Here is a 24652-nt window from a genome sequence, read left to right as displayed (position 1 = left end):
CTTAGGTCTGGCTTTCCGGCAGGCGGACGATCAGTCCGTCCAGTTCATCGCGCACCTTGATCTGGCAGGACAGGCGGCTGTTGTCGGCGACGTTGTCGGCGAAATCCAGCATCGAGGCTTCCATCGGCGAGGCCGGGCCGACCTTGGCGATCCAATCCGCGTCCACATAGACGTGGCAGGTCGCGCAGGCGCAGGCGCCGCCGCAGTCGGCGTCGATATTGGGAATGTTCGACTTGACCGCACCCTCCATGACCGAGAGCCCGGATTTGACGTCCACGACCTGCTCGGCGCCGTCGTGCTGGATGTAGGTGATGCGAGGCATGTCGACCTTGTTTGGCGCCCGAACTCAGGCGGCGACCTCTTTCATGGAAATTGTGCTGTCGGCAAGCTTCGCGGGCGACACCGCCTTGCGGTTCTGGATGAGTTGGCGGCCGGCCATGAACTCCGCCGGCGCATTGACGGCCTCGACCGCCTGCACCTGATCGCCCTTAAGGTGGAACACCGCGAACTTCGCGCCGGCGACATCGCCGCGCACCAGGATGCGGTCGGCGTCGAACGCCATGCCCGCGATCTGCAGCTTCAAATCGTATTGATCCGACCAGAACCACGGGGTTTCCGCCGTCGGCGCGGGTCGTCCGGTGATCGAGGATGCGGCCTGCTTGGCCTGCTCCAGGGCGTTGGGCACGCTCTCCAGCCGGAACATCCGGTCATATAGAGGCAGAGGACGGTGGGCGACGTCGCCGATCGCATAGATCGAGGCGTCGGAGGTGCGGGCCTCCAGATTGACGACGACGCCGCGCGCGCACTCGAGGCCTGAGTCGCGGGCGATCTCGTCGTTCGGAGCCGCGCCGACGCCGACCAGCGCCACGTCGCAGGCGATCGTGCGTCCGTCGGTGAGCGTGACGCCGGTCACCTTGCCCGCCTCGCCGGTGAAGCCGGTGACGCTGGCGCCCAGCATGAATTCCACGCCCCGGCTCTCGTGATAGGCCCTGAAGAAGTCGGAGAGCACCGGGTCGGCGACGCGGGCCAGCAGGCGCGCCTCGCGCTCGATCACGACCACATCGGCGCTCAGGGCGCGCCCGGAAGCCGCCGCCTCCAGGCCGATGTAGCCGCCGCCCACCACCGCCATACGCTTGCCTGGCCCGAGCGCCGCCTTCAGGCCCTCGGCGTCGGCGGCGGTGCGCAGGAACAGCACGCCGTCCAACTCCGCGCCGGCCACGGGCAAAGCGATGGCGCGTGCGCCCGTGGCGATGATCAAGACGTCGTAGTTCAGAGCGCTTCCGTCCGACAGCTTCACCGTCTTCGATCCGCGCGACAGTTCCACGGCGGAGACGCTGGGTCGGAAATCGATGTCGGACTCGGCGTAGAACTCCAGCGGCTTCAGGGCGAGCGAGTCGGCGTCGGCCTCGCCTTTCAGCCAGGCCTTGGACAGGGGCGGCCGCTGATAGGGCGGGATCGGCTCCTCACCGATCAGGGTGATCGGACCGGCGTGGCCATAGGCGCGCAGCAACGCCGCGGCCGTGCCGCCCGCGTGACCAGCGCCCAGGATGACGACATGCGCTTCGGTGTCACTCATCAGCTATCCCTCCAGGGGCGCATGTGTCGCCGTTCGGCGGCTCAGACGACCCGGTCGACCAGCATCTTCTTGACCTCGGCGATCGCCTTGGCGGGGTTCAGTCCCTTGGGGCAGACCTGGGCGCAGTTCATGATCGTGTGGCAGCGATAGAGCTTGAAGGGGTCCTCGAGCGCATCCAGCCGCTCGCCCGTCGCCTCGTCGCGGCTGTCGATCAGCCAGCGATAGGCGTGCAGCAGGGTGGCTGGGCCGAGATACTTGTCGCCGTTCCACCAGTAGCTGGGGCACGACGTCGAGCAGCAGGCGCAGAGGATGCACTCGTAGAGGCCATCCAGCTTCTCGCGATCCTGCGGCGTCTGGATCCATTCCCTCTCCGGCTCCGGCGTCTCGGTGTGTAGCCAGGGCTCGATGGAGGCGTACTGGGCGTAGAACAGCGTCAGGTCGGGGACCAGATCCTTGACCACCGGCATGTGCGGCAGCGGGCTGATCGCCACGTCCTTGCCGGGACATTCCTCCCAGCCGTGGGTGCAGGCGAGCGTGTTGCGCCCGGCGATGTTCATGGCGCACGATCCGCAGACGCCCTCGCGGCACGAGCGCCGGAACGCCAACGTGGTGTCCATGGTGTTCTTGATGTGGATAAGCACGTCCAGGACCATCGGCCCGCAAGCGTCGACGTCGACGTCGTAGGTGTCCCAACGGGGGTTCTGCGACTCCTCCGGATCGTAGCGGTAGACCTTGAAGGTCTTCACTCGCTTGGCGCCGGCGGGCGCGGGGTGGTGGCGTCCCTTGCCGACCTTGGAGTTCTTGGGCAGAGCGAATTCGACCATCAGACGCTTTCCTTCACTCTGGCCGGGGGCTGAGCCGCACCGTACCAGTCGATCCGTCGGGTGAAATACATGACCGCGGCGATGGCCGCGAAACTGGCGAGCGCGCCGACCAGCAGCGCCAGGTCTTCCAGGCGCATCAGCACATAGATCAGCGCGTAGAGCAGCGAGAACGCCGCCAATGCGATGACGCCCTGGCGGCGGCTCTCGAACACCCAGCCGGCGTATAGCGAGATCAGCCCCACCGTGGCGCCGGCGGCGATGATGAACGCGCCGTCGAAGCCCAGATGCTCGGCGATCGACAGCAGCAGCAAATAGAAGACGATTTGGGCCAGGCCGATCAGCACATATTGCGCAGGGTGCACGCGCTTGCCCTGGGCGGTCTCGAACAGGAAGAAGGCCAGGAACACCAGGCCCACGAACATCAGGGCGTACTTCAGCGAGCGGGCCACCGACTGGTAGGGATCCGCCGGCTCGACGAAGGAGACGCCCAGGGCGGTCGGCCCAAGTCTGGTCAGCGCGTCCGATGTCCCCTGGGCGGGTACGCCGCGGGCGATGAAGGGCACGCTCCAGTGCGCGGTGAACCCGTCGGCCGCCACGTGGCGCTTCTCTGGCAGGAAGCCGCCGTCGAAGCTGGGGTGCGGCCAGTCGCCCTTGGCGTCCAGGGTGGTGGTCTTGCCGAACGCCAGGATCGCCAGCCGCTCGGCGCCGGTGAATTTCAGCTTGGCCGCGGCGTTGAACTTCGCGTCTGGCGCGGCGACGCCGGCGGCGCTGGCGCCGAAGAACCGCAGGCCGCGATCCTGCACAGAGCGCGACTTCTGCTCGGGCGCGTTAAGCGCGCTCTCCGAAAGCACCGAAGCCGGCGACATCGGCAGGCTGCGCCCGGCGGCCTGCAGGGTCACATCAGCCTTGGCGCCCCGGGCGTCGGATGCGCCGATCAGGAATTCCGCGCGGTTCCAGTCCAGCACTGCGCCGAGCGGCGCCTGGCCGGCCGCGCCGGTCAGGTCGAACGCCGCGTCGAAGGCGATGTCGGCCTGATAGACCGGCACCTCGAACAGCGAACGACGGCGCAGCTCGGAGTGGGCGGTGACCTTGGCGTCACCCTGGGTCGGGAAGATCACGAACACGCCGGCGGCCGGGGGTTGGCCCTTCTCGAGCGGCGGTGCGGCGTAGGGAACGGCGAGCACCGGGCCCAGGAACGTCTGCTGCCCGCCCACGAGGCCGCCAACGTCGCGGACCACCTCTTCGGCCCGGTTGGTGCGATCGCTGAGCAGGGCGAACACGAACAGAGCCGGGATGCTCATCAGCAACGCCAGACCGCAGACGAGCAGCAGCTTCAGCCCCATGGAACGTCCAGGGACCCAGGCTGAGACGGCGGCGGCGGTGCGCTCGGCGGTCATTCTTCGGGCGGGTTCAGTACACCCGCGCCTTGGGCGGGATGTATTCGATGTCGTCGGTCATGGTGAAAGAATGCACCGGGCGATAGTCGATCGCCACCGCGCCGCTGGCGTCGTCGAACCAGGTCAGCGTGTGCTTCATCCATTCGGCGTCGTCGCGGTCGGAGAAATCTTCCCGCGCGTGGGCGCCGCGGCTCTCGGTGCGGTTCACCGCGCCGTGGACAGTGACGATCGCCTGGCCGACCAGGTTGTCGAACTCCAGCGTCTCCACCAGGTCGGTGTTCCAGATCATCCCACGATCGGTGACCTTGATGTCGGCGCGGCGGTCATGGACCTTCTGCAGGCGCTCGACGCCGGTCTGCAGGGTCTCGCCGGTGCGGAACACCGCGGCCTCTTCCTGCATCGCGCGCTGCATGTCCAGCCGCAGCTCGGCGGTGGGCGAGCCGCCGTTCGCGTGGCGCAGCCGGTCGAAGCGGTCCAGGTGTGCGGCGGTCATCTCCGGCTTCAGCTCCGGCTGGGTCGCGCCAGCCTTGATCACCTCCGCGGCGCGCAGGGCGGCCGAGCGGCCGAACACCACCAGGTCGATCAGCGAGTTCGAGCCCAGCCGGTTGGCCCCGTGCACCGAGACGCAGGCCGCCTCGCCTACGGCCATCAGGCCGGGGACCACGCGGTCAGGATCCTCGCCCACGCGGGTCACCACCTCGGAGAAGAAGTTCGTGGGGATGCCGCCCATGTTGTAGTGCACCGTCGGCAGCACCGGGATCGGCTCCTTGGTCACGTCGACGCCGGCGAAGATCTTGGCGCTCTCCGAGATGCCGGGCAGGCGCTGGGCCAGGATCTTTGGGTCGAGGTGGTCGAGGTGCAGGTGGATGTGGTCCTTGTTCGGGCCGACGCCGCGTCCCTCGCGAATCTCCAGCGTCATCGCGCGGCTGACCATGTCGCGCGGCGCAAGGTCCTTCACGGTTGGCGCATAGCGCTCCATGAACCGCTCGCCCTCGGAGTTGGTCAGATAGCCGCCCTCGCCGCGGGCGCCCTCGGTGATCAGGCAGCCCGAGCCATAGATGCCGGTCGGGTGGAACTGGACGAACTCCATGTCCTGCAGCGGCAGGCCGGCGCGCAGCACCATGGCGTTGCCGTCGCCGGTGCAGGTGTGGGCGCTGGTCGCCGAGAAGTAGGCGCGGCCGTATCCGCCGGTGGCCAGGATCACCAGCTGAGCCTGGAAGCGGTGCATGGTGCCGTCGTCGAGCTTCCAGGCGGTGACGCCCCGGCACGCGCCGTCGACCATGATCAGGTCGAGGGCCATGTACTCGATGAAGAACTCCGTGTCGTGCGCCAGGCTCTGCCCATACATGGTGTGCAGCATGGCGTGGCCGGTGCGGTCGGCCGCAGCACAGGTGCGCTGGATCGGCGCCTCGCCGAAGTTGCGGGTCATGCCGCCGAAGGCGCGCTGATAGATCTTGCCTTCAGGCGTGCGCGAGAACGGCACGCCCCAGTGCTCCAGCTCGTAGACCGCGGCGGGCGCGTTGCGGACCATGTATTCGATGGCGTCCTGGTCGCCCAGCCAGTCCGACCCCTTGACGGTGTCGTACATGTGCCAGCGCCAGTCATCCTCGCCCATGTTGCCGAGCGAGGCGGAGATGCCGCCCTGCGCCGCGACGGTGTGCGAGCGGGTCGGGAACACCTTGGTCACGCAGGCGGTCTTCAGCCCCGCCTGGGCGCAGCCCAGCGCCGCGCGCAGCCCGGAGCCGCCGGCGCCAACCACCACCACGTCGTACTTGTGATCGATGAATTCGTAAGACGCCATGGGACCGTTCAAGCGCCTCCCAGCGCGACCTTGAGGATGGAGAACACCGTGAGCGCGCCGCCCAACACGCAGACGAACAGGTTGAGCAGCAGGATCGCGGCCTTGTTCAGGGCGCCGTGGACATAGTCCTCGACGATCACCCGCATGCCGCCGTGCATGTGCCAGAAGCTGATCGCGGCAAGCAGCGACATCAGCACGCCGTTCAGCGGATGCGACAGCCATTGGATCGCGCCGATGTAGTCGGTGGAGGCGAGCGTGACGACCGCCCAGACGCCCCACACGGTGAGCGGCACGAGCGCGACCGCGCCGACACGCTCGGAGATCCAGTGGCTGACGCCGTGGCCTGCTGCGCCGAGGCCGCGGGCTCGCGACAGCGGAGTGCGGTAGCTGGTCATCAGTAGAAGACTCCCGCGATCCAAGCGAACAGCCACAGCGCGACGCTGGCCACGACAGTGAACACGATCACCGCGATCCCCGAGGCGTCGGCCGACTTGATGTCCAGGCCGCGCCCGGTGTCCCACACCAGGTGGCGGATGCCGTTGGCCAGGTGGTAGGCGACCGCCAGCGTCAGGCCGAACAGCACCAGCTTGCCGAAGATCGAACCCAGCAGGCCCTGGTAGAAGTTGTAGGCGTCCGGCCCGGACGCCAGCGCCACCGCCCAACCCGCCAGGATCAGCGCGCCCACGTACAACGCCACGCCGCTGGCGCGGTGCAGGATCGAGGTGAGCATGGTGATGTGCCATCGCCACACCTGCAGGTGTGGCGAAATGGGTCGTTCGCGCGGCGGCGCGGGGGCGTCGGTCATGGGACTCCCTGATAGTCCGGATAAGTCTTCGAGGCGGCTCCGCTTTTAAGCCCCGTCCCCCCGGTGTCAACGCGCGGACGGGCGCAAGCAGCCTCAGTCGGGCTCGCTCAGCCACTCGGCTGATCGCATCTCCTGCAGCCGTGAGGCGGTGCGTTCGAACTCGAAGGCGCCCGCGCCCTGCACATAGAGGTCCTGCGGCTCAGCTGCGGCCAGCACGATCAGCCGGCTGCGCGCCTCGTACAGGGTGTCGATCAGAGTGACGAAGCGGCGCGCCTCCTCTCGGCGTTCCGGCGTCAACTGAGGGAGGTCGCCCAGGAACACGGTGTGGAAACACGCGGCGATCGCCAGGTAGTCGTTGGGGCCCAGCGCCACGCCGCACAGGCTCGCGAACGAGGCGCGCAGCAGGCCGCCGCGGGCGTGGGGCAGGTGCACCTTGCGGCCCATCACCTCCAGCGTCTCGCCCACCTCCGCCTCGCCTGAAAGCATGTCGCGCCACAGCGCGTCGAACGCCGCTTCATGCGCATCGTCCAGCGGCGCGAACCAGACGCCGGCGGCGCGCAGCCGGTCCAGCCGGTAGTCGTGCGGTCCGGCCACCCCCACCACCTCCATCCGCGCCTTTAGCAGGTCGATGAAGGGCGTGAAGAGCTGGCGGTTGATGCCGTCCTTGTAGAGCTGGTCCGGCGGGCGGTTCGAGGTGGCGACCAAGGTCACGCCGCGGGAGAACAGCGCCTCGAACAGCCGGCTCAGGATCATCGCGTCGGCGATGTCGGTGACCTGGAACTCGTCGAAGCAGATCAGCCGGCCCTCGCCCGCCAGCACGTCGGCCACCGGCGGGATGGGGTCGTCGCCCTTGTGCTGGCCAAAGGTCTCGCGGCGGGCGGCCGCATCGCCGCTGCGCCAGGCGCCGATCAGCCGGTGGGCCTGGGCCATGAACACGTGGAAATGGACCCGGCGGGCGTCTGCGCCCGAAAGGGTTTCGAAGAACAGGTCCATCAGCATCGACTTGCCGCGGCCGACGGGTCCCCAGAGATAGACGCCGCGCTGGCTCTGAGGCTTTCGGAAGCGGGCGAGCAGGCCGCCGCCGGCGGCCTCGGCGAGGTCGGCCTCGAGCCGTACGAGCGCGCGCAGCGCTTCTGCCTGCGCCGGATCGGGCCGCACTTCGCCGGCGTCGATTCGGGCGCGATAGGCGGCTTCCAGGGGAGACGGCATCCCTCCCCGCCTAGCGCGGGACGCGCGCGATCACAACCGCCGCCCTTTCCGGCGCTTGCGCCGCCAGCGCCCGCCGGAGCATCCTTGCGCCAATGACCCTCGCCGCCGCCAGCGGGTCGCGGCCCGCCCACGGCGACGCCCACGACCACATCGTCGACCGCCTGATCGCGGAACGGGCGCCAAGGCTTGCGGCCAGCGTCGCCTGGCCGCTGCTGCGGCCAACCCTCTATGCCCTGCTGGGCTATCGCAAGGCGCGCGGGCTTGCCGACGCCATCGCCCCGATCGGCGGTCGCGCCGCGCTGGAGCTGATCTCCGCAATGCTGGACCTGCAGGTGACCGCGCGGCGCCTGGAGCGCGTTCCACCCCGTGGCCGCGTGATCTGCGTGGTCAACCATCCCACCGGCCTAGCCGACGGCATCGCCGCTTACGACGCCCTGAAGACCGTGCGTCCCGACCTCGTGTTCTACGCCAATTCCGACGCCCACCGCGTGGCGCGCGGCTTCGACGAGGTTCTGATTCCCGTTGAGTGGGTCGAGGCGAAGCGGACTCGAGAGCGCACCCGCGTGACCTTGAACCTGACCCGCCGGGCCCTGGAAGCCGAACGCGCGCTGGTGATCTTTCCGGCCGGGCGCCTGGCCCGCCGCGCGCCCGACGGCACGCTCGCCGATCCGCCGTGGGCTGCGAGCGCAGTATCGCTGGCGCGCCGATATTCCGCGCCTGTGGTCCCGATCCATCTGGAAGGGCCGGCCTCCACCCTGTTCCACCTGTTCAACCGCTTCTCCAGCGAGCTGCGGGACATCACCCTGTTCCACGAACTGCTGAACAAGCGAGGGCGGACTTTCACCCTCACCCTCGGCCCGTTGATCGCGCCGGGCGCGCTCGACGGCGAGGCCGCCGAGGTCAGCGCGGCCCTGAAGCGCTACGTCGAGCAAACCCTGCCCCTCGACCATGACCGGCCGTTCGCATGAGCGCCGCCCGCGAGTTCGGACTAGCCGACGAGGCGGCCACCGCCAGGCTGGGGGCTGCGCTGGCCGCGGCGCTGCGTCCGGGCGAGGCGATCTGCCTGAGCGGGCCGCTGGGCGCCGGCAAGTCGACGCTGGCCCGCGCCCTGGTCCGCGCCCTGACCACGCCGGACGAGGAGGTGCCCAGCCCGACCTTCACCCTGGTGCAGTTCTACGAGGGCGCGAGACTCAAGATCGCCCATTTCGACCTCTACCGGCTGAGCTCGCCCGACGAGGCCTACGAGATCGGCCTGGACGAGGCGCTGGACGACGGGGCGGCGGTCATCGAATGGCCGGAACGCCTGGAGGGTCGCCTGCCGCGCTCGCGACTCGATATAGAGATCACCCTGGAGGGAACCGGTCGCCGCGCGCGGCTGGCGCCCCGCGGCGCCTGGGAAGGACGCAAGCTTGAGTTCTGATCGCGAAACGCTGAAGGCCGAATTCCTGCGCAGCGCCGGCCTGGGCGCCGCGCGTCGCGAACCGCTGAGCGGAGACGCCTCTACGCGCCGCTACGAGCGCCTGTATCCGGCCTCGGGCGGCAGCCTGATCTTCATGGACCAACCGCCGGTGGAGAGCGATCCCTGCCCGCCGGACGCGACGCCCGAGCAGCGCCGTGCGGGCGGATACAATGCGCTGGCCCGGCTCGCAGCCGGCCGCGTGGACGCCTTCGTCGCCGCCGCCGGCTGGCTGCGCGCCCAGGGACTGTCGGCGCCGCGCATCGAGGCCCACGACGCCGGCCACGGTCTGGCGGTGCTGGAGGACCTGGGCGACGACCTCTACGCGCGGCTGATCGAGGCCGGCGCCGAGGAGTGGCCCCTGTACGACGGAGCCATCGAGGCGCTGGTGCGCCTGCACGCCATCACCCCGCCGGCCATGCTCAGCGCCGATGGCGCCGACTGGCCGCTGCTGGACTACGACGCGGTGGCGCTGCGCACCGCCGGCGACCTGTTCGTCGAATGGCTGCCCAAGCTGAAGACCGACCTCACGTTCGGCGCGGACGCGACCGCCGAATGGGACGCCCTCTGGACGCCGATTTACGCGCGGGGCGCGGCCGGGGCTTCGGTCTTCTGCCATCGCGACTACCACGCCGAGAACCTGATCTGGCTGCCGGAGCGCGAGAGCGCGGCGCGGGTGGGTCTGCTCGACTTCCAGGACGCCCTGCGCGCCCATCCGGCATGGGACCTGTCGATGCTGCTGCACGACGCGCGCCGCGACGTCTCGGCCGATCTCGAGGCCGCCGCGCTCGACCGCTACTTCGCGCTGCGCCCCGACGCCGACCGCGCCGCCCTGACGGCCGACTACCACTCGCTGGGCGCGCTCAACATCAGCCGCATCCTCGGCATCTTCGCCCGCCTGGTGACCCGCGACGCCAAGCCTCGCTACGCGGCTTTCATGCCCAGGCTGTGGGAATATCTCGACCGCTGCCTGGCCGATCCGGAGCTTGCGCCCCTGAAGGCCTGGTTCGACCGCCACGTGCCGCGGGACGCCCGCCGGTGAGCGATCCGACAACCGCCATGGTGATGGCCGCCGGGCTCGGCAGGCGCATGCGACCGCTCACCGACAGCCGTCCCAAGGCGCTGATCGAAGTTGGGGGCAAGGCGCTCATCGACCACGTGGTGGATCCGCTGCTGGCCGCCGGCGTCGAGCGCGTGGTGGTCAATGTGCATGCCCATGCCGATCAACTGGAGGCGCATCTGAAGCGGCGTCGGGATGCGGAATTCCTCATCTCCGATGAACGGACGAGGCTCCTGGAAACCGGCGGCGGCTTGAAGCACGCCCGCGCATTGCTCGGCGATGGACCCATCTGGGTCGCCAATAGCGACTATGTGTGGGTTCCTTCGGGACCAGCCGCGCTGAAACTCATCGCCAACGCCTGGGATCCAGCCCGGATGGACGCCTGCGTGATCGTGACGCCGAAAGCGCGCACCCTGGGCTTCGACACCCCTGGTGATTTCTTCGCCGACGCAGATGGCGCGCTCACGCATCGCGGCGATCACGCTGAAGCGCCGCTGCACTGCTTCGGCGTGCAGATCATGGATCCACAGGCCGTCTACGCCGACCCTCGCGAGATCTTCTCGCTGTTCGACTTCTGGTTAGCCGCCACCCACGCCCGCCGCCTTTTCGGTGTTCAGCCTCCTGGATTGTGGATGCAGGTCGGAGACCCGCGCGCGCTAGCGGAGGCCGAGGCCCGGCTGCGGTGACCTGGGACGCAATCTTCGGCCGTCCCGGACCGCGCTGGTTCAACATCCCGGCGCACCGGCCGTTCGCCCTCGACTTGGCGAAAGGGCTGCAGGCCGCGCTCGTGGACCTAGGGCCGGAGGCGCTGTCGCAGGCCGTGGTGCTGACGCCGACCCGGCGCGGCGCGCGGGCGCTGGCCGACGCCTTCCTGGCCGCCGCTGAAGGCCGTGCGGTGCTGCCGCCGCAGATGCGCCCGCTGGGCGACCTGGACGAGGGCGAACCGCCGTTCGAGCCGGGCGACATCGCCATCGACCTGCCGGCCGCCATCGAGCCGCTGCGGCGCAGGTTCGAACTCACCCGGCTGGTCCACGAGCAGGCGCACCTGCTGGCCGGCGGCGCGCCGGGCGCGGCCCAGGCGCTGGAGTTGGCCGACGCCCTGGGAAGCTTCTTCGACAGCCTGCAGATCGAGGAGATCGACGCCCAGGATCGGTTGGACGAACTGGTCGAGGCCGACCTCGCCGAACACTGGCGACTGTCCAGCCGCTTCCTCGAGGCGGCGCTTCACGCGTGGCCGAAGCGGCTGCACGCCATGGGCCTGGTGGACGTCAGCGCGCGCCGCGTCGCCCTGTTGCGGCGCCTGGCGCAGAGCTGGCGGGAGCATCCGCCGCCCGGCGTGCTGATCGCCGCGGGATCCACCGGCACCGCGCCGGCCACCGCCGACCTGCTGGCGGTGATCGCCGCCGCGCCGCTGGGCGCGGTGGTGCTGCCGGGGCTCGATGAGAGCCTGGCGAACGACGCCTGGGACAATGTCGGCGAACAACATCCGCAGGGCGCCATGCGCCGTCTGCTGCTGCGGGCCGAGGTGGATCGCGGCGCGGTGGCGACATGGCCGGCTTCGGCGACTTTCCAGGCCCGGGGGCGGTGGCGCCGCCGGGTGGTCAACGAGGCGCTGCGACCGGCCGAATCCACCGCCGACTGGCTGGGCGTGATCAACAAGCTGCGCCTTGAAGGTGAGAAGGAGGGGATCGACCCGATCGCCGCGGGCCTGGAAGGCCTGAGCCTGATCAGCGCGCGCAGCGGCGAGGAGGCGGCGACCGTTGCGGCCCTGCTGCTGCGTGAGACGCTGGAGACCCCGGGGCGCACCGCCGCGCTGGTGGCGCCGGACCAGGGCCTGGCCCGCCGGGTCGCCGCCAAGCTGGCGCGCTGGGGCGTGATCGCCGACTCCTCGGCCGGCGAGGCGCTGTCGGGATGCCGCTGCGGGGTGCTGGCGGGCCTCGTTGCGCGGGCCTGCGCCGACCCGCTGGACCCCGTCGTCCTCCTTGCGATCCTCAAGCACCCGTTCGCCCGCTTCGGGCTGGAGTCCGCCACGCTCGAAGCCGCCCGCGAGACGCTGGAGCGCCGCGCCCTGCGCGGGCCGAGGCCCGACGCCTGGGAGGCGCTGGAGGCGCGCCTGGGCGACGCCCATCCTGCCGCGCTTGACCTCGCTGCACGCCTGCGCGTCGTGCTCGAAGCGCTCTGCACGCCCTTCGCGGGGCGCGAGGCCGAGCCGGGCGACGCCGCGCGCGCTCTGGCCACGGCGATGGAGGCGATCGCCGCTGACGCCAGCGGCGAACCTGGCGAACTCTGGGCCGGCCACGGCGGCGAGGGCGTGGGGCGCCTGCTGTCGTCGTTGATGCGCGAAGCCGAAGGTCTGCCGCCGGTCACCGCCCAGCGCTTCGCCGACCTGCTGTCGCGGCTGGTCGAGGGGGAAACGGTGCGGGCCGGCGGCGCGACTCATCCGCGCCTGCGCATCCTCGGCGCCATCGAGGCCCGGCTGGTGCGCGCCGACCGCCTAATCCTGGCCGGCCTGGAGGAGGGCGTCTGGCCCCGAGGGGCGCCGTTGGATCCGTTCCTGTCGCGCCCCATGCGCGAGAAGCTGGGCCTGCCGCCGCCGGAGCGCCGGGTCGGCCTGGCCGCGCACGACTTCGCCCAGGCGGCCTGCGCGCCGGACGTGGTGCTGCTGCACGCCGAGCGCCGCGAGGGCGCGCCGGCGGTGAAGTCGCGTTGGCTGTGGCGACTGGAGACGCTGGCGCGCGGCGCAGGCGTCGCCATCGCCGGACGCCCCGAACTTCTCGACTGGGCGCGCAACCTCGACGCCCCTGGGGAGTACGCCCCGGCCCGACGGCCCGCGCCCGCGCCGCCCGTGGCGCACCGTCCGCGCGTACTGGCGGTGACCCGCGTCGAGGCCCTGACCCGCGACCCCTATGCGGTCTGGGCGCGCGACATCCTCAGGCTGCGACGCCTGGAGCGGCCGGACGAGCCGGTGGAGGCGCGCGCTCGTGGCACCGCCATCCACGCGGCGTTCGAGCGGTTCGCCAAGACCTGGCCGCGCGAAGTGCCTGACGACGCGGCGCAGGTCTTCGAGGGCTACTACGTCGAGGCGCTAGAGGCGGCCGGGATGCCCCGCGCGGCGTTGGCTCGCGAACGCGCCCTGGCGCGCGAGGCGGCGATGTGGGTGGCCGACCTCGAGCGCCGCCGCCGCAAGGTCGGACCGACCCTGTTGATCGAGGCCAAGGGCAGGTTGACGTTCAAGACGGCGGGCGGCCCGTTCACCGTCACCGCCATCGCCGACCGAATCGAACTGACCCCCGACGGGTTCGGCCACATCCTCGACTACAAGACCGGCAAGGCGCCGTCGCAGAAGGTGGTGGACGCGGGCTTCTCGCCGCAACTTACCCTGACCGCCGCGATCCTGGGCGCCGGCGGCTTCGCCGAGGCCGGCGAGGTGATCCCGGGCGACCTGACCTATCTTGAGGTCACCGGCCGCAAGCCGGCCGGCCGCGAGGAGGTGCGCGCCCTGGCCGGCGAGCGGGCGCACGAGGCCGCCGAGCTCGCGCTGATCGGCCTGAAGGACCTGATCGAACAGTTCGAGGACCCGCTGCGCGCCTATGTCTCGCGTACCGCGCCGCAGTTCGTCCACCAGTACGCCAGCGACTACGACCACCTGGCCCGCGTGTTCGAGTGGTCGACCAGCGGAGACGACGGGGAGGCAGACGCGTGAACCTGATCGTCGACGCGGCCATCGCCGACCCGCAGCGTGTCGCGGCCGATCCGACGCTCTCGGCCTTCGTCACCGCCAACGCCGGCTCGGGCAAGACCAAGACGCTGATCGACCGTGTGGCGCGGCTGTTGCTGGCCGGGGCCGAGCCGGCGGCGATCCTCTGCGTCACCTACACCAAGGCCGCCGCCGCCGAGATGCAGCGCCGCCTGTTCGAGCGCCTGGGCCGCTGGTCGGTGTGCGATGACGCCGAGCTGTCGCGTCAGCTTGCGGAGCTGGAAGGTCCGGCGGCGAACGACGATTACGAACCCGCTCGGCTGTCGGCGGCCCGCGCCCTGTTCGCCCGCGCGCTGGAGACGCCGGGCGGCCTGAAGATCCAGACCATCCACGCCTTCTGCGAGAAACTGCTGCGGCGCTTTCCCCTTGAAGCCGGGGTCTCGCCGGGCTTCCGGGTGATGGACGACGTGGCCGCCGCCGCGATCGCCGCGAGCGCGCGGCGCGGCGTCGCGCATTACGCCCTGGAAGGAACCGGCGCGGTCGCCGAGGCCTACGCCCGGTTCTCGGTCGCCCTCGACTTCAACGCCTTCAATTCGATGTTCCAGGCTTTCGAGGCGCGGCGCGGCGCGCTGGCCGCCTTCCTGGACGTCCAGGGCGGATTGCACGGCGCGCAGTCCTGGATCTGGGAGGCCTGCGGGTTCGACGGGCCGGCCGACGCCGAGGCTGAGGCGGCCGAAGCCATGGCGGCGCTGGATGGCGAGCTTTGCCTGGCCGCGGCGGCGGTGCTGGACGCCGGCGGCAAGACCGACCAGCGCTGCGCCGCGCAACTGCGCGCCCTCGCCCAACTCGAGGCCCCGACCCTGGCCGACGCCCTGGCCGTACTGTTCACCGAGAAGGGCGAAGGAACGCCGGCCGCGTGGGTCGCAAAGACCAGCGGCCTGAAGGCGCACGAGGGACTGCGCGGTCGCCTGCTGGACGCGCAGCGGGCGCTGGAGATCGGGCGCGAGAAGGTGCGCGCCGCACGGGTGGCCTGGGACAGCGTCTACGCGCTCACCCTGGCCGACGCCTACCTCACCGCCTACCGCCTGGAGAAGCAGTCCGCCGGCGCCCTGGATTTCGCCGACCTGATCGAGCGCACGGGCAAGCTGCTGGCCACGCGGCCGGCGGCGGCCTGGGTGCTCTACAAGCTGGATGGCGGCATCGACCACGTGCTGGTCGACGAAGCGCAGGACACCGCGCCCGAGCAGTGGGACATCGTCCGCGCCCTGACCGGCGAGTTCTTCTCCGGCGAGGGTCGCCCGCGTGACACGCAGATCGAACGCAGCCTGTTCATCGTCGGCGACGACAAGCAGTCGATCTATTCGTTCCAGGGCGCTGACCCTGAACGCCTGATCCTCGAGACCCAGGACTACATGCTGCGGATCGAGGCGGCGCGGCGGCGTGGCGTGGTGGCGCCGCTGACCGCCTCGTGGCGCTCGACGGTCGAGGTGCTGCGCTTCGTCGACGCGGTGTTCATCGCCGGCGCGCCGCCGAGGCTGGAACCGCTGCGCCACGAGCCGATGCGCGCCGACCATCGCGGCTGTGTCGACGTCTGGCCGCTGGTGCAGGAGATCCGCGGCGAGGACCGCGGCGCCTGGGACGCGCCGCTGGACGAAGAGGCCGAGACGGGAGCCAACCGCCGCCTCGCCGAGGCCATCGCCTGCGAGATCGGCGATCTGGTGGCGCGCGGCGACGCGGTGTTCGACAAGGACTCCCAGGCTTGGCGCCCCGCGCGGTTTGGCGACGTGCTGATCCTGGTGCGAAAACGCGGCGCGCTGTTCGAGGACATCCTGCGCGCGCTGAAGCACGCCCGCGTGCCGGTGGGCGGGGCCGACCGCTTGGCGCTGTCGCAGCACATCGTCTTCGACGACCTGATGGCGCTCGCCCGATTCGTTCAGTTCCCACGCGACGAGCTGAACCTGGCGGCGCTGCTGAAGAGTCCGCTGTGCGGCCTGGATGACGACAGCCTCTACGCGCTGGCCCACCGCCGGGAGGAGCAAAACCTCTGGGACCTGCTGCATGCGCGCGCGGCTGAACGGCCGCACTGGCAGGGGGCCGCCGCGCTGCTGGCCCAGGCCCGCGCGCTGGCGGGGGAGCGGCGGCCTTTCGAGTTCTTCAGCCGCATGCTGTCGTTGCGCGATGCGCAGGGGCGCTCGACGCGCAGCCGGTTGCTGCGCCGGCTGGGCGGCGAGGCGGAGGACGCGTTGGACGAGTTCCTCAACCAGGTGCTGGCCGCCGAGGCGCGCGGCGTCGACGACCTGGAGAGCCTGGTCGCGGCGTTCGCCGACCTAGACATCGTCGTCAAGCGCGAGATGGGCGACGGGCGCGACGAGGTGCGGGTGATGACCACCCACGGCGCCAAGGGGCTGGAGGCTCCGATCGTCTTCCTGCCCGAAGCCGCCGCCCAGGCCGGCGCGCGAGGCTCGCCGCTGATGGAGACCGACAAAGGTGGCTTCCTGTGGAGCGCGTCCAAGGCCGCCGACTGCGAAGCCTCGGCCGCCGCGCGCGAGCGCCGCGCCCGCAAGGAGGACGAGGAGGCGCTCCGCCTGCTGTACGTCGCCCTCACCAGGGCCCGGGACAGACTGGTGATCTGCGGGCGGATCGCTGCGAACCGGCGCGAAGAGGGCCTGAAGGGCTGGTGGCCGCTGCTCAAGGCCGCGCTCGATCACGAGCAGGTGGCGCCGCACGTGCGCCCGGCGGCTTGCGGTGCGGTCACCGCCCTGCGCTTCGGCCCCGACCCGCGCGCGCTGGGCGCGTCGCAGCGTAGCGACTCCGGTCCCTCCGCATTGGCGTCCTGGGCAGGGGAAGACGCCGAGGCCGAAGGTTTCGCGCGCTTCGCCCAGCCGTCCGAGACCGCATCCGACGCCGGTCGCGCGCCCTCCCCGCTGATCGAAACCGCCGGGCTGGGGCGTTTCCGGCGGGGCGATTTGATCCACCGCCTGCTGCAGATCCTGCCCGACCTGCCGGCCGCCGATCGCGCCGCTGCGGCCGCGACCCTCTTGGGCCGCGAGACCGACCTGAACGACGTCCAGCGCGCGGAGATGGCCACCGCCGCCCTGTCGGTGCTGCGGGATCCCCGCTTCGCCGAGGTGTTCGGACCCGGCAGCCGCGCCGAGGTTGCGATCACCGGCGGCGCCTCTAGCCTGCCGGCTGGCCTGGCGATCTCGGGCCGCATCGACCGGCTGGTGGTGCTGCCAGACCGGGTGCTGGTGGTGGACTTCAAGACCAACCGCCCGTCGCCAGCGACCATCGAGGCGGCCGACCCCGCCTACATCCGCCAGATGGCGATGTACGCCGCGGTGCTGGGCGAAGTGTTTCCCGGACGCGTGGTGGAAGCGGCCCTGGTGTGGACCGACGGTCCTAAGCTGATGCCGGTTCAAGAAAACCTGATGGCCCAATCGCTGGTCGAGCTTGGCCGCAGTGGTTGATACCGCGGCGTCACCCGCTTACATGCCGGATCGGGAAGGCGGTCGCCGCGTTGATGGTCCGGCCGCGAGAGGAGCCTCTAAATGAGCACCGTGCAAATCACCGACGAGTCCTTTGATCGGGACGTTCTTCAGGCCGATGGGCCGGTGCTCGTCGACTTCTGGGCTGAATGGTGCGGCCCCTGCAAGCAGATCGCGCCGGCGCTGGAGCAGATCTCCGAGGAGCTGGGCGGCCAGGTGACGGTGGCCAAGCTGAACATCGAGGAAAGCCCCACCACGCCGTCCCGTTACGGCGTGCGCGGCATTCCGACGATGATGCTGTTCAAGGGCGGCCAGATGACCTCGATGAAGGTCGGCGCCATGCCCAAGCAGAAGATCCTCGAATGGCTCTCCGAAGCCGGCGTGCAAAGCGTCGCCTGAACGGAGTGCGCCCGCCCCCGGTGAAAGCCGGGGCCGGCCTCTAGGTCGGCCAGGTCTCGGGGCTCAACGCCAGGACTTCGCCGGCGAAATGCAGCCCACCACAGATGATGATGCGCGGCGCCGGACCCTTGGCGGCGAGCGCGAGGTCCAGTGCGGCTTGCACATCCTCCGCAGGCTCGGCCTGCAACCCCACCTCGACAGCCGCATCAGCCAGCGCCGCCGGGGTCATGGCGGTGGCGGACTCGAACGTCGTGGTGATGATCCGCGCGCCCAGCGCCGCCACCGCCTGGAAGAAGCCCTGCGGGTCCTTGCGGCCGTACATCGCCACGATCAGCGTCAGCGGCCGGGGATCGCGCGCGGCCATCCGCTGGGCGGTCTCGGCCAGCGCCAGCGCGCCGTGCGGATTGTGCGCCCCATCCAGCCATAACTCAGCGCCGCGCGCCTTGGCCGGTGCGCCGATCGGGCCGGTCGTCAGGCGCTGGAAGCGTGCCGGCCAAACCGCATTGGAAATCCCCGCCATCGCCTGATCGTCGATCCGCTCGCCGGCGAAACGCACCGCGGCAGCGACCGCGAGGCCGGCGTTCTCCACCTGATGGCGACCGCCCAGGCTCGGAGCCGGCAGGTCGAGCAAGCGGTCGGGGGTCTGCACCACCAGACGGCCGCGTTCCTCCCAGGCGTCGATCTCGCGGCCCATCATCCACACCGGCGCGCTCAGCGCCTCGGCTTCGGCCTCGATCACCTGGGCGGCCTCGGGGCGCTGGCGGGCGACGATCGCCGGGCGCCCGGCCTTGATGATCCCAGCCTTCTCCCAGGCGATCTTGGTGAGCTCGGGCCCCAGCATCTCCAGATGATCATAGTCCACCGGGGTGATCACGCTCACCGCGGGTGCGGGAAACACGTTGCTGCTGTCGAAACGGCCGCCCAGGCCAACCTCAATGACGCAGAGATCGGCCGGCTGGCGACCGAACGCCTCGAAGGCGATAACCGTCAGCATCTCGTTGAAGCTGATCTCCTGGCCGGCGTTGACCGCGATCACCTGGTCGATCAGCTCGCGTAGCTCCGGCTCCGACACCAGCGTGCCTGCAATGCGGATTCGCTCGGCGAAGCGCACCAGGTGCGGCGAGGTCAGCACATGCACCCGCAGGCCCGCCGCCTCGCCGATGGCGCGCAGGAAGGCGCAGGTCGATCCCTTTCCGTTGGTGCCGGCCACGTGGATCACCGGACCCATGCGGTCCTGCGGTCGGCCGAGCTGTTCGAGCAGGCGTTCGACCCGCCCGGTCGACAGGTCGATGAGCGAGGGGAACTGCTCGCGCAGCCTCGCGATCAACGCGTCGAAGGCGCGGATCTCATCGTACATGCCAAGCGGGTCCTAAGGCGGCGGTCAGGCCGCCTGGGCGCGTGAGCGGCCCATCATCAGCGTCTTGAGGATCGAGCCCAGGACTTCGGGCAGTTCCTTGCGGGACACCACCTTGTCGACCATGCCGCGTTCCACCAGGAACTCCGACTTCTGGAAGGCGGCGGGCAGGGTCTCGCGGATGGTCTGCTCGATCACCCGGCGCCCGGAGAATCCGATGGTCGCGTTTGGCTCGGCCAGGTGGATGTCTCCCAGCATGGCGTAGGACGCCAGCACGCCGCCGGTAGTGGGATCGGTCAGCACGACCACATAGGGCAGGCCCGCCGCCTTGACCTCGTTCACCGCCAGGGTGGTGCGGGCCATCTGCATCAGCGACAGGGTGCCTTCCTGCATCCGGGCGCCGCCAGATGCGGTGAACACCACGAACGGCACGCCGCGACGCACGGCTTCCTGCGCGCCCTTGATGAAGGCTTCGCCCGCAGCCATGCCCAACGAGCCGCCCATGAAGGCGAAATCCTGGACCAGCACGATGGCCGGCTGACCCTGGATCTGGCCGAACGCGATGGCGACGGAATCCTGCTCGCCGGTGGACTTCCGCGCGGCTTTCAGCCGTTCGGCATAGGGGCGCTCGTCGGGGAACTTCAGCGGGTCGTCGGCGACCACCGGGGACGCGATCTTCTCGAACTTGCCGTCATCGAAGGTGTAGCGCAGGCGTAGTTGCGTGCCGATGCGCATGTGGCTGCCGGACGGGGTCACCCAATGGGCGGCCTCCAGGTCCGAGCGGTAGATCATCTCGCCGGTGTCCGGACACTTGACCCACAGGTTCTCGGGTGTCTCGCGCTTGGCGAAGGCGTTGCGCACGCCAGGGGCTATCCGCGCCAGCCAGCCGCGACGTTCTCTCGGGGTTTGGGGCCCCTTGCCGGGCTTGTCGTCTTTTTGGTCAGCCATCGCCATGGTTCTAAACCGTCAGGCCGAATCGGGCGGAACGGACAGCCTTAGCTAACGATTCTACTTTTGAAAGCACGCTCAAGGTAACGTCTTCGTTCATCTGCAGGCCTCTGGCCACCTCTTCGACGAGGGCAGAGCCTACGACCACGGCGTCGGCGACGCGGGCGACCGCCGCCGCACGCTCCGGCGTGCGGATGCCGAAGCCGACCGCCACCGGCAGGCCGGAGATGCGGCGCACCCGCTCCACCGCCGGCGCCACCGCGTCCGCATCGGCTTCCTTGACGCCGGTCACCCCGGCCACCGAGACGTAGTAGACGAAGCCCGAGGCGCGGCGGACGATCGTGCCGACACGCGCGTCGTCGCTGGTCGGCGTCGCCAGCATGATCAGCGACAGGCCGGCCGACTTCAGGGCGTCGGCGATGGGATCGGCCTCTTCCGGTGGAACATCGACGAGGATCACGCCGTCGACGCCCGCCTCGGCGGCGTCGCGTGCGAAGGCCTCGACGCCCCAATTCAGAACCGGGTTCATGTAGCCCATGGCGATGATCGGCGTAACGTCGTCACGGGTGCGGAAAGCGCGAACCATGCCCAGGGTCGCCTTCAGGGTCATGCCGGCGGCAAGCGCGCGCTGCGCGGCGCGCTGGATCGGCGGCCCCTCGGCCATCGGATCGGAGAACGGCATGCCGAGCTCGATGATGTCGGCGCCGGCGCCGGGCAGGCTGTTGAGGATCTTCTGGCTAGTCGCCGCATCCGGGTCGCCGGCCATCACATAGGCGACGAACGCTGCGCGCCCCTCGGCCTTCAGCGCGGCGAAGCAGGCGTCGATACGCGCCGTGGTCAAATCGAACGTCCCAGGTAGTCGGCGACGGTGGCGACATCCTTGTCGCCGCGGCCGGACAGGTTGAGCACGACGATGCCGCCCTTGCCGACCTCGGCCGCCACATCGGGGAGGCGGGCCAGCGCGTGGGCGGATTCGATCGCCGGCAAGATGCCCTCCAGTTCGGCGCAGAGCTTGAACGCCTCGAGGGATTCGGTGTCGGTGGCGGTGAGATAGATCGCGCGGCCGACGTCGTGCAGCCAGGAATGCTCCGGTCCGATGCCGGGATAATCCAGGCCGGCCGAGATCGAGTGGGCCTCGGTGATCTGGCCGTCGACGTCCTGCAGCAGGTAGGTGAGGTTGCCGTGCAGCACGCCGGGGCGCCCGCCGTTGATCGCAGCGGCGTGCCGGCCGGTGTCCATGCCGGAGCCCGCGGCTTCGACGCCGTAGAGCTTCACGCTCTCGTCGTTGAGGAACGGATGGAACAGGCCGATGGCGTTAGACCCGCCGCCGACGCAGGCGACCACCGCGTCGGGCAGCCGGCCTTCGAGCGCCAGAACCTGGGCGCGCGCCTCGCGGCCGATCACCGCCTGGAAGTCGCGCACCATCTCCGGATAGGGGTGCATGCCGGCCGCCGTGCCGATCAGGTAGTAGGTGTCGTGGACGTTGGTGACCCAGTCGCGCAACGCCTCGTTCATGGCGTCCTTGAGCGTCGCCGACCCCGAGGTCACCGGGACCACCTGGGCGCCCAACAGGTTCATGCGGAACACGTTCGGCTTCTGCCGCTCGACGTCGACCGCACCCATGTAGACCACGCAGGGCAGGCCGAAACGCGCGCAGACGGTGGCGGTGGCCACGCCGTGTTGGCCGGCCCCGGTCTCGGCGATGATCCGGGTCTTGCCCATCCGCCGGGCCAGCAGGATCTGGCCCATGCAGTTGTTGATCTTGTGCGAGCCGGTGTGGTTCAGCTCCTCGCGCTTCAGATAGATCTTCGCGCCGCCGTAGTGGGCGGTGAGCCGCTCGGCGAAGTACAGCGGCGAGGGTCGACCCACGTAATGGGTGAGGAAGCTGTCGAGCTCGGCCTGGAACGCAGGGTCCGCCTTGGCCGCCAGATAGGCCGCATCCAGCTCATGCACCAAGGGCATCAGGGTTTCGGGCACGTAGCGGCCGCCATAATCGCCGAACCGCCCCTGGGCGTCGGGATAGGCTGTGTAGTCGTTGGGTTTTGCGGTCACGGTCACCGGCGCGCTCGACCTTCAGCTTCTGCGCACGGCGTCGAGAAAGGCCGTGATCAAGGCCGGGTCCTTTAGGCCGGGACCACGCTCCACGCCAGAGGAAACGTCGACGATGGGCGCGCCGGACGCGGAGATCGCCTCTCCGACATTCCAGGGGTCGAGGCCGCCAGCCAGGAACCACGGCCTGGCGAATCGGCGCCCGGCCAGCAGGGTCCAGTCGAACCGCGCTCCGGTGCCGCCGGGCAGTACGGCGTCCTTCGGCGGTTTGGTGTCGAACATCAGGTGGTCCACCGCGTCCTCATAGGTCTGGGCGCGCGCGACGTCGGCGGAGTCCGAGATCGGCATGGCCTTGATGACGGCTGCACCCGTGCGACGCCCAGCCTCAAGCGCGCGGGACGGCGTCTCGGGTCCATGAAGCTGGATGAAATCAGGTTTCAGATCGCGCGCCACCTCGTCCAGCAGTGCGTCGGAGGGATCGACCAGCACAGCAACGATCCGCGCTCGGCCGCGCGCCGGCGCCGCGAGCCGCACCGCCGCGTCCACCGTGACGTAGCGGGGACTTGCGGGAAAGAAGTTCAGCCCGATGTAGGCCGCGCCGCCGTCCAGCGCAGCGCGCACGGCGTCTGGCGTGGAAAGGCCGCAGATCTTCGACTGGATGCGCGCATCGCTCATGGCCGGGGATTAGGGGTTTCCGCCGCCCGGGGACAAGGGCCGCGGCCAACTCATCGGTCGATCAATAGAAGAATGAACATTCATTTATAATACTGGCGACGTCGATGGCGCTATCGTTCGCGTTGGGCAGGCTCAGGCTTTGGGTTTGCGCGGCGCAGGCTTCCGCGCCGCCGGCTTGGCGGCGACCGCAGGGGAAGGCGCTGCGACGGTGGGCGCGGGTGCGATGCCGCGCAATTCGTCGCGGATTTCGATCAGCAGCGCCTCGGTCGGGGTCGGACCCGGCGTTTCCTCGGCGCTGGCCGCGTCTGCGCGGCGGATCACATTCACCAGCTTGACCAGCAGGAACACCGCCCAGGCGACGATCAGGAACTGGATCACGGTGTTGATGAACGCGCCGTACTGGATCGCAACCGGGTCGATCGCCGGCGTCGCCGGGTTGTCGACTTTGAGGATCCATTCCTTGTGTGAGAAATCGACGCCGCCGGTGAGCAGGCCGACCGGCGGCATGATCACCTGTTCCACCAGGCTCTTGACGATCGAGTTGAACGCCGCGCCGATGATCACGCCGACCGCCAGGTCGATGACGTTGCCGCGGGCGATGAACTCGCGGAATTCGCTGAATATGCTCATGCGCTCACTCACTCGTCGGCGTTCAGGCGCTCGCGCAGCTCCTTGCCGCTCTTGAAGAACGGGACATGCTTGGCGCGCACCTCGACCGGTTCGCCGGTCCGCGGATTGCGCCCGGCGCGCGCGTCGCGCGAACGGACCGACAAAGCCCCGAAACCACGCAGTTCAACGCGGCCTCCATCCTCAAGGGCATGAATCATCCGCTCGAGGATCACGCCCACCACGCGCTCGATGTCGCGCTGGGTAAGGTGCGGGTTCTCCTCGGCGAGGCGAGCGATCAGTTCCGATTTTATCATACGGGCCTGCGGTTGTGGAGCGACGGACCATGGTCGAACCGCGCCGCCAGTTCAAGGCGCAAAGCAGCGCTCTCGGCGGGACGCGCACCGGCGCCGAAACGCCGAGCGATCGCCCAACGAAAAGACCCCGCCAGGCGCGAGCCTGACGGGGTCTATTACAGTTCAGGCGGACTTCGCCCGCGCAGAAAGCTCTATTCCTTCTGAGCCTTCTCGCGCAGGGCTGCGCCCAGGATGTCGCCCAGCGAAGCGCCGGAGTCCGAGGACCCGAACTGCTCGATGGCGGTCTTTTCCTCGGCCATTTCCAGCGCCTTGATCGACAGCGAGACGCGGCGAGCGGCCTTGTCCCAGTTGGCGATCTGAGCGTCCACGCGGTCGCCGACGGCGAAGCGTTCCGGGCGTTGGTCGGCCCGGTCGCGCGACAGGTCGGACTTGCGGATGAAAGAGCTCATCTGAGCCGCGTCCTCGCCGAAGCGCACTTCGATGCCGCCGGTCGTGACCTCGGTCACGGTGACGGTCACCGTCTGGCCCTTGCGATAGGTGTCGCCCGACATCGGATCGCCGGCCAGTTGCTTGACGCCCAGGCTGATGCGTTCCTTCTCGACGTCGACGTCGAGCACCTTGGCCTTGACCATGTCGCCCTTGTTATACTTGGCGATGGCTTCTTCGCCGGCCGCGGCCCAGTCGAGATCCGACAGGTGCACCATGCCGTCGATGTCGTTGTCGAGACCGATGAACAGACCGAACTCGGTGGCGTTCTTGACTTCGCCTTCGACGGTCGAACCGACGGGGTGGGCCTCGATGAAGGCCTCCCACGGATTGGCCATCGCCTGCTTGAGGCCGAGCGACACGCGACGCTTAGACGGATCGACGTCCAGGACGACAACTTCCACTTCCTGGCTGGTGGAGACGATCTTGCCCGGATGGACGTTCTTTTTGGTCCAGGACATTTCGGACACGTGGACCAGGCCTTCGACGCCGGCTTCCAGCTCCACGA

The 24652-nt window shown here is 69.8% G+C and carries 22 protein-coding genes and 1 pseudogene; 7 read left to right on the top strand and 16 right to left on the bottom strand.

Annotation, left to right across the window (positions count from 1 at the left end; genetic code table 11):
* Position 1: 1 nt before the first annotated feature.
* From Q8R27_RS09355 to zapE, 8 genes are all read right to left on the bottom strand, one after another.
* Positions 2-322, bottom strand: coding sequence for a 2Fe-2S iron-sulfur cluster-binding protein (locus Q8R27_RS09355; RefSeq protein ID WP_305595833.1), 321 nt, complete (start codon positions 320-322; stop codon positions 2-4).
* 24 nt (positions 323-346) lie between these two features.
* The gene (locus Q8R27_RS09350) at positions 347-1576 is read right to left on the bottom strand and encodes an NAD(P)/FAD-dependent oxidoreductase (RefSeq protein ID WP_305698766.1); all 1230 of its coding nucleotides are present in this window, start codon (positions 1574-1576) and stop codon (positions 347-349) included.
* A gap of 41 nt (positions 1577-1617) precedes the next feature.
* Complete coding sequence (locus tag Q8R27_RS09345; RefSeq protein WP_305698765.1) at positions 1618-2400, bottom strand: succinate dehydrogenase iron-sulfur subunit; 783 nt, start codon at positions 2398-2400, stop codon at positions 1618-1620.
* Positions 2400-3797, bottom strand: a complete 1398-nt coding sequence (gene creD, locus Q8R27_RS09340; RefSeq protein ID WP_305698764.1) for a cell envelope integrity protein CreD — start codon at positions 3795-3797, stop codon at positions 2400-2402. Before creD ends, Q8R27_RS09345 begins: the two co-directional genes overlap by 1 nt.
* Before the next feature lie 13 nt (positions 3798-3810).
* Positions 3811-5598: a succinate dehydrogenase flavoprotein subunit gene (gene sdhA / locus Q8R27_RS09335; protein WP_305698763.1), complete on the bottom strand. Its 1788-nt coding sequence runs from the start codon at positions 5596-5598 to the stop codon at positions 3811-3813.
* 8 nt (positions 5599-5606) lie between these two features.
* Positions 5607-5993 carry a succinate dehydrogenase, hydrophobic membrane anchor protein gene (gene sdhD / locus Q8R27_RS09330; protein ID WP_305698762.1) on the bottom strand — a complete coding sequence of 129 codons (387 nt, stop codon included), beginning with the start codon at positions 5991-5993 and terminating at the stop codon, positions 5607-5609.
* Positions 5993-6403 carry a succinate dehydrogenase, cytochrome b556 subunit gene (gene sdhC / locus Q8R27_RS09325; protein ID WP_305698761.1) on the bottom strand — a complete coding sequence of 137 codons (411 nt, stop codon included), beginning with the start codon at positions 6401-6403 and terminating at the stop codon, positions 5993-5995. The genes sdhD and sdhC overlap by 1 nt, the downstream gene beginning before the upstream one ends.
* A gap of 93 nt (positions 6404-6496) precedes the next feature.
* Positions 6497-7612 (bottom strand): cell division protein ZapE, encoded by a 1116-nt coding sequence (gene zapE / locus Q8R27_RS09320; RefSeq protein ID WP_305698760.1) that lies wholly within the window; start codon positions 7610-7612, stop codon positions 6497-6499.
* 92 nt (positions 7613-7704) lie between these two features.
* On the opposite strand from zapE, the gene Q8R27_RS09315 reads away from it, so the two are divergent.
* From Q8R27_RS09315 to trxA, 7 genes are all read left to right on the top strand, one after another.
* A complete protein-coding gene (locus tag Q8R27_RS09315; protein ID WP_305698759.1) occupies positions 7705-8580 on the top strand; it encodes a 1-acyl-sn-glycerol-3-phosphate acyltransferase in 876 nt (291 codons plus the stop codon).
* On the top strand, positions 8577-9032 hold the full coding sequence (tsaE, locus tag Q8R27_RS09310; protein WP_305698758.1) for a tRNA (adenosine(37)-N6)-threonylcarbamoyltransferase complex ATPase subunit type 1 TsaE: 456 nt from the start codon (positions 8577-8579) through the stop codon (positions 9030-9032). The genes Q8R27_RS09315 and tsaE overlap by 4 nt, the downstream gene beginning before the upstream one ends.
* Positions 9022-10110, top strand: a complete 1089-nt coding sequence (amgK, locus tag Q8R27_RS09305) for an N-acetylmuramate/N-acetylglucosamine kinase AmgK (RefSeq protein ID WP_305698757.1) — start codon at positions 9022-9024, stop codon at positions 10108-10110. The genes tsaE and amgK overlap by 11 nt, the downstream gene beginning before the upstream one ends.
* On the top strand, positions 10107-10814 hold the full coding sequence (locus Q8R27_RS09300) for a nucleotidyltransferase family protein (RefSeq protein ID WP_305698756.1): 708 nt from the start codon (positions 10107-10109) through the stop codon (positions 10812-10814). The genes amgK and Q8R27_RS09300 overlap by 4 nt, the downstream gene beginning before the upstream one ends.
* Positions 10811-13831 carry a double-strand break repair protein AddB gene (gene addB, locus Q8R27_RS09295; RefSeq protein WP_305698755.1) on the top strand — a complete coding sequence of 1007 codons (3021 nt, stop codon included), beginning with the start codon at positions 10811-10813 and terminating at the stop codon, positions 13829-13831. The genes Q8R27_RS09300 and addB overlap by 4 nt, the downstream gene beginning before the upstream one ends.
* Before the next feature lie 5 nt (positions 13832-13836).
* Positions 13837-17292: a double-strand break repair helicase AddA gene (addA, locus tag Q8R27_RS09290; protein WP_371134675.1), complete on the top strand. Its 3456-nt coding sequence runs from the start codon at positions 13837-13839 to the stop codon at positions 17290-17292.
* A gap of 81 nt (positions 17293-17373) precedes the next feature.
* Positions 17374-17709, top strand: coding sequence for a thioredoxin (trxA, locus tag Q8R27_RS09285; protein WP_305698753.1), 336 nt, complete (start codon positions 17374-17376; stop codon positions 17707-17709).
* A 40-nt stretch (positions 17710-17749) separates the two neighbouring features.
* Here the strand turns inward: trxA and Q8R27_RS09280 are convergent, their stop codons facing one another.
* The 8 genes and pseudogenes from Q8R27_RS09280 to Q8R27_RS09245 all read right to left on the bottom strand — a co-directional run.
* A complete protein-coding gene (locus tag Q8R27_RS09280; RefSeq protein WP_305698752.1) occupies positions 17750-19066 on the bottom strand; it encodes a folylpolyglutamate synthase/dihydrofolate synthase family protein in 1317 nt (438 codons plus the stop codon).
* Positions 19067-19090: 24 nt separating this feature from the next.
* Complete coding sequence (locus Q8R27_RS09275) at positions 19091-20017, bottom strand: acetyl-CoA carboxylase carboxyltransferase subunit beta (protein WP_305698751.1); 927 nt, start codon at positions 20015-20017, stop codon at positions 19091-19093.
* A gap of 4 nt (positions 20018-20021) precedes the next feature.
* Entirely contained in the window at positions 20022-20852 is an 831-nt protein-coding gene (trpA, locus tag Q8R27_RS09270; RefSeq protein WP_305698750.1) for a tryptophan synthase subunit alpha, read from the bottom strand.
* Positions 20849-22069, bottom strand: coding sequence for a tryptophan synthase subunit beta (trpB, locus tag Q8R27_RS09265; RefSeq protein WP_305698749.1), 1221 nt, complete (start codon positions 22067-22069; stop codon positions 20849-20851). The genes trpA and trpB overlap by 4 nt, the downstream gene beginning before the upstream one ends.
* Before the next feature lie 15 nt (positions 22070-22084).
* On the bottom strand, positions 22085-22735 hold the full coding sequence (locus Q8R27_RS09260; RefSeq protein ID WP_305698748.1) for a phosphoribosylanthranilate isomerase: 651 nt from the start codon (positions 22733-22735) through the stop codon (positions 22085-22087).
* A 231-nt stretch (positions 22736-22966) separates the two neighbouring features.
* A pseudogene (gene mscL, locus Q8R27_RS09255) lies at positions 22967-23365 on the bottom strand (large-conductance mechanosensitive channel protein MscL); the annotation flags it as partial.
* 8 nt (positions 23366-23373) lie between these two features.
* Positions 23374-23658: an integration host factor subunit beta gene (locus tag Q8R27_RS09250; protein WP_305595240.1), complete on the bottom strand. Its 285-nt coding sequence runs from the start codon at positions 23656-23658 to the stop codon at positions 23374-23376.
* Positions 23659-23849: 191 nt separating this feature from the next.
* Positions 23850-24652, bottom strand: an 803-nt coding sequence (locus Q8R27_RS09245) for a S1 RNA-binding domain-containing protein (RefSeq protein ID WP_305698747.1), incomplete at its 5' end; no start/stop codon positions are given.

The organism is Phenylobacterium sp. (assembly GCF_030697305.1).
Lineage (GTDB): Bacteria > Pseudomonadota > Alphaproteobacteria > Caulobacterales > Caulobacteraceae > Phenylobacterium.
This window is presented reverse-complemented; position numbering and strand designations above follow the sequence as displayed.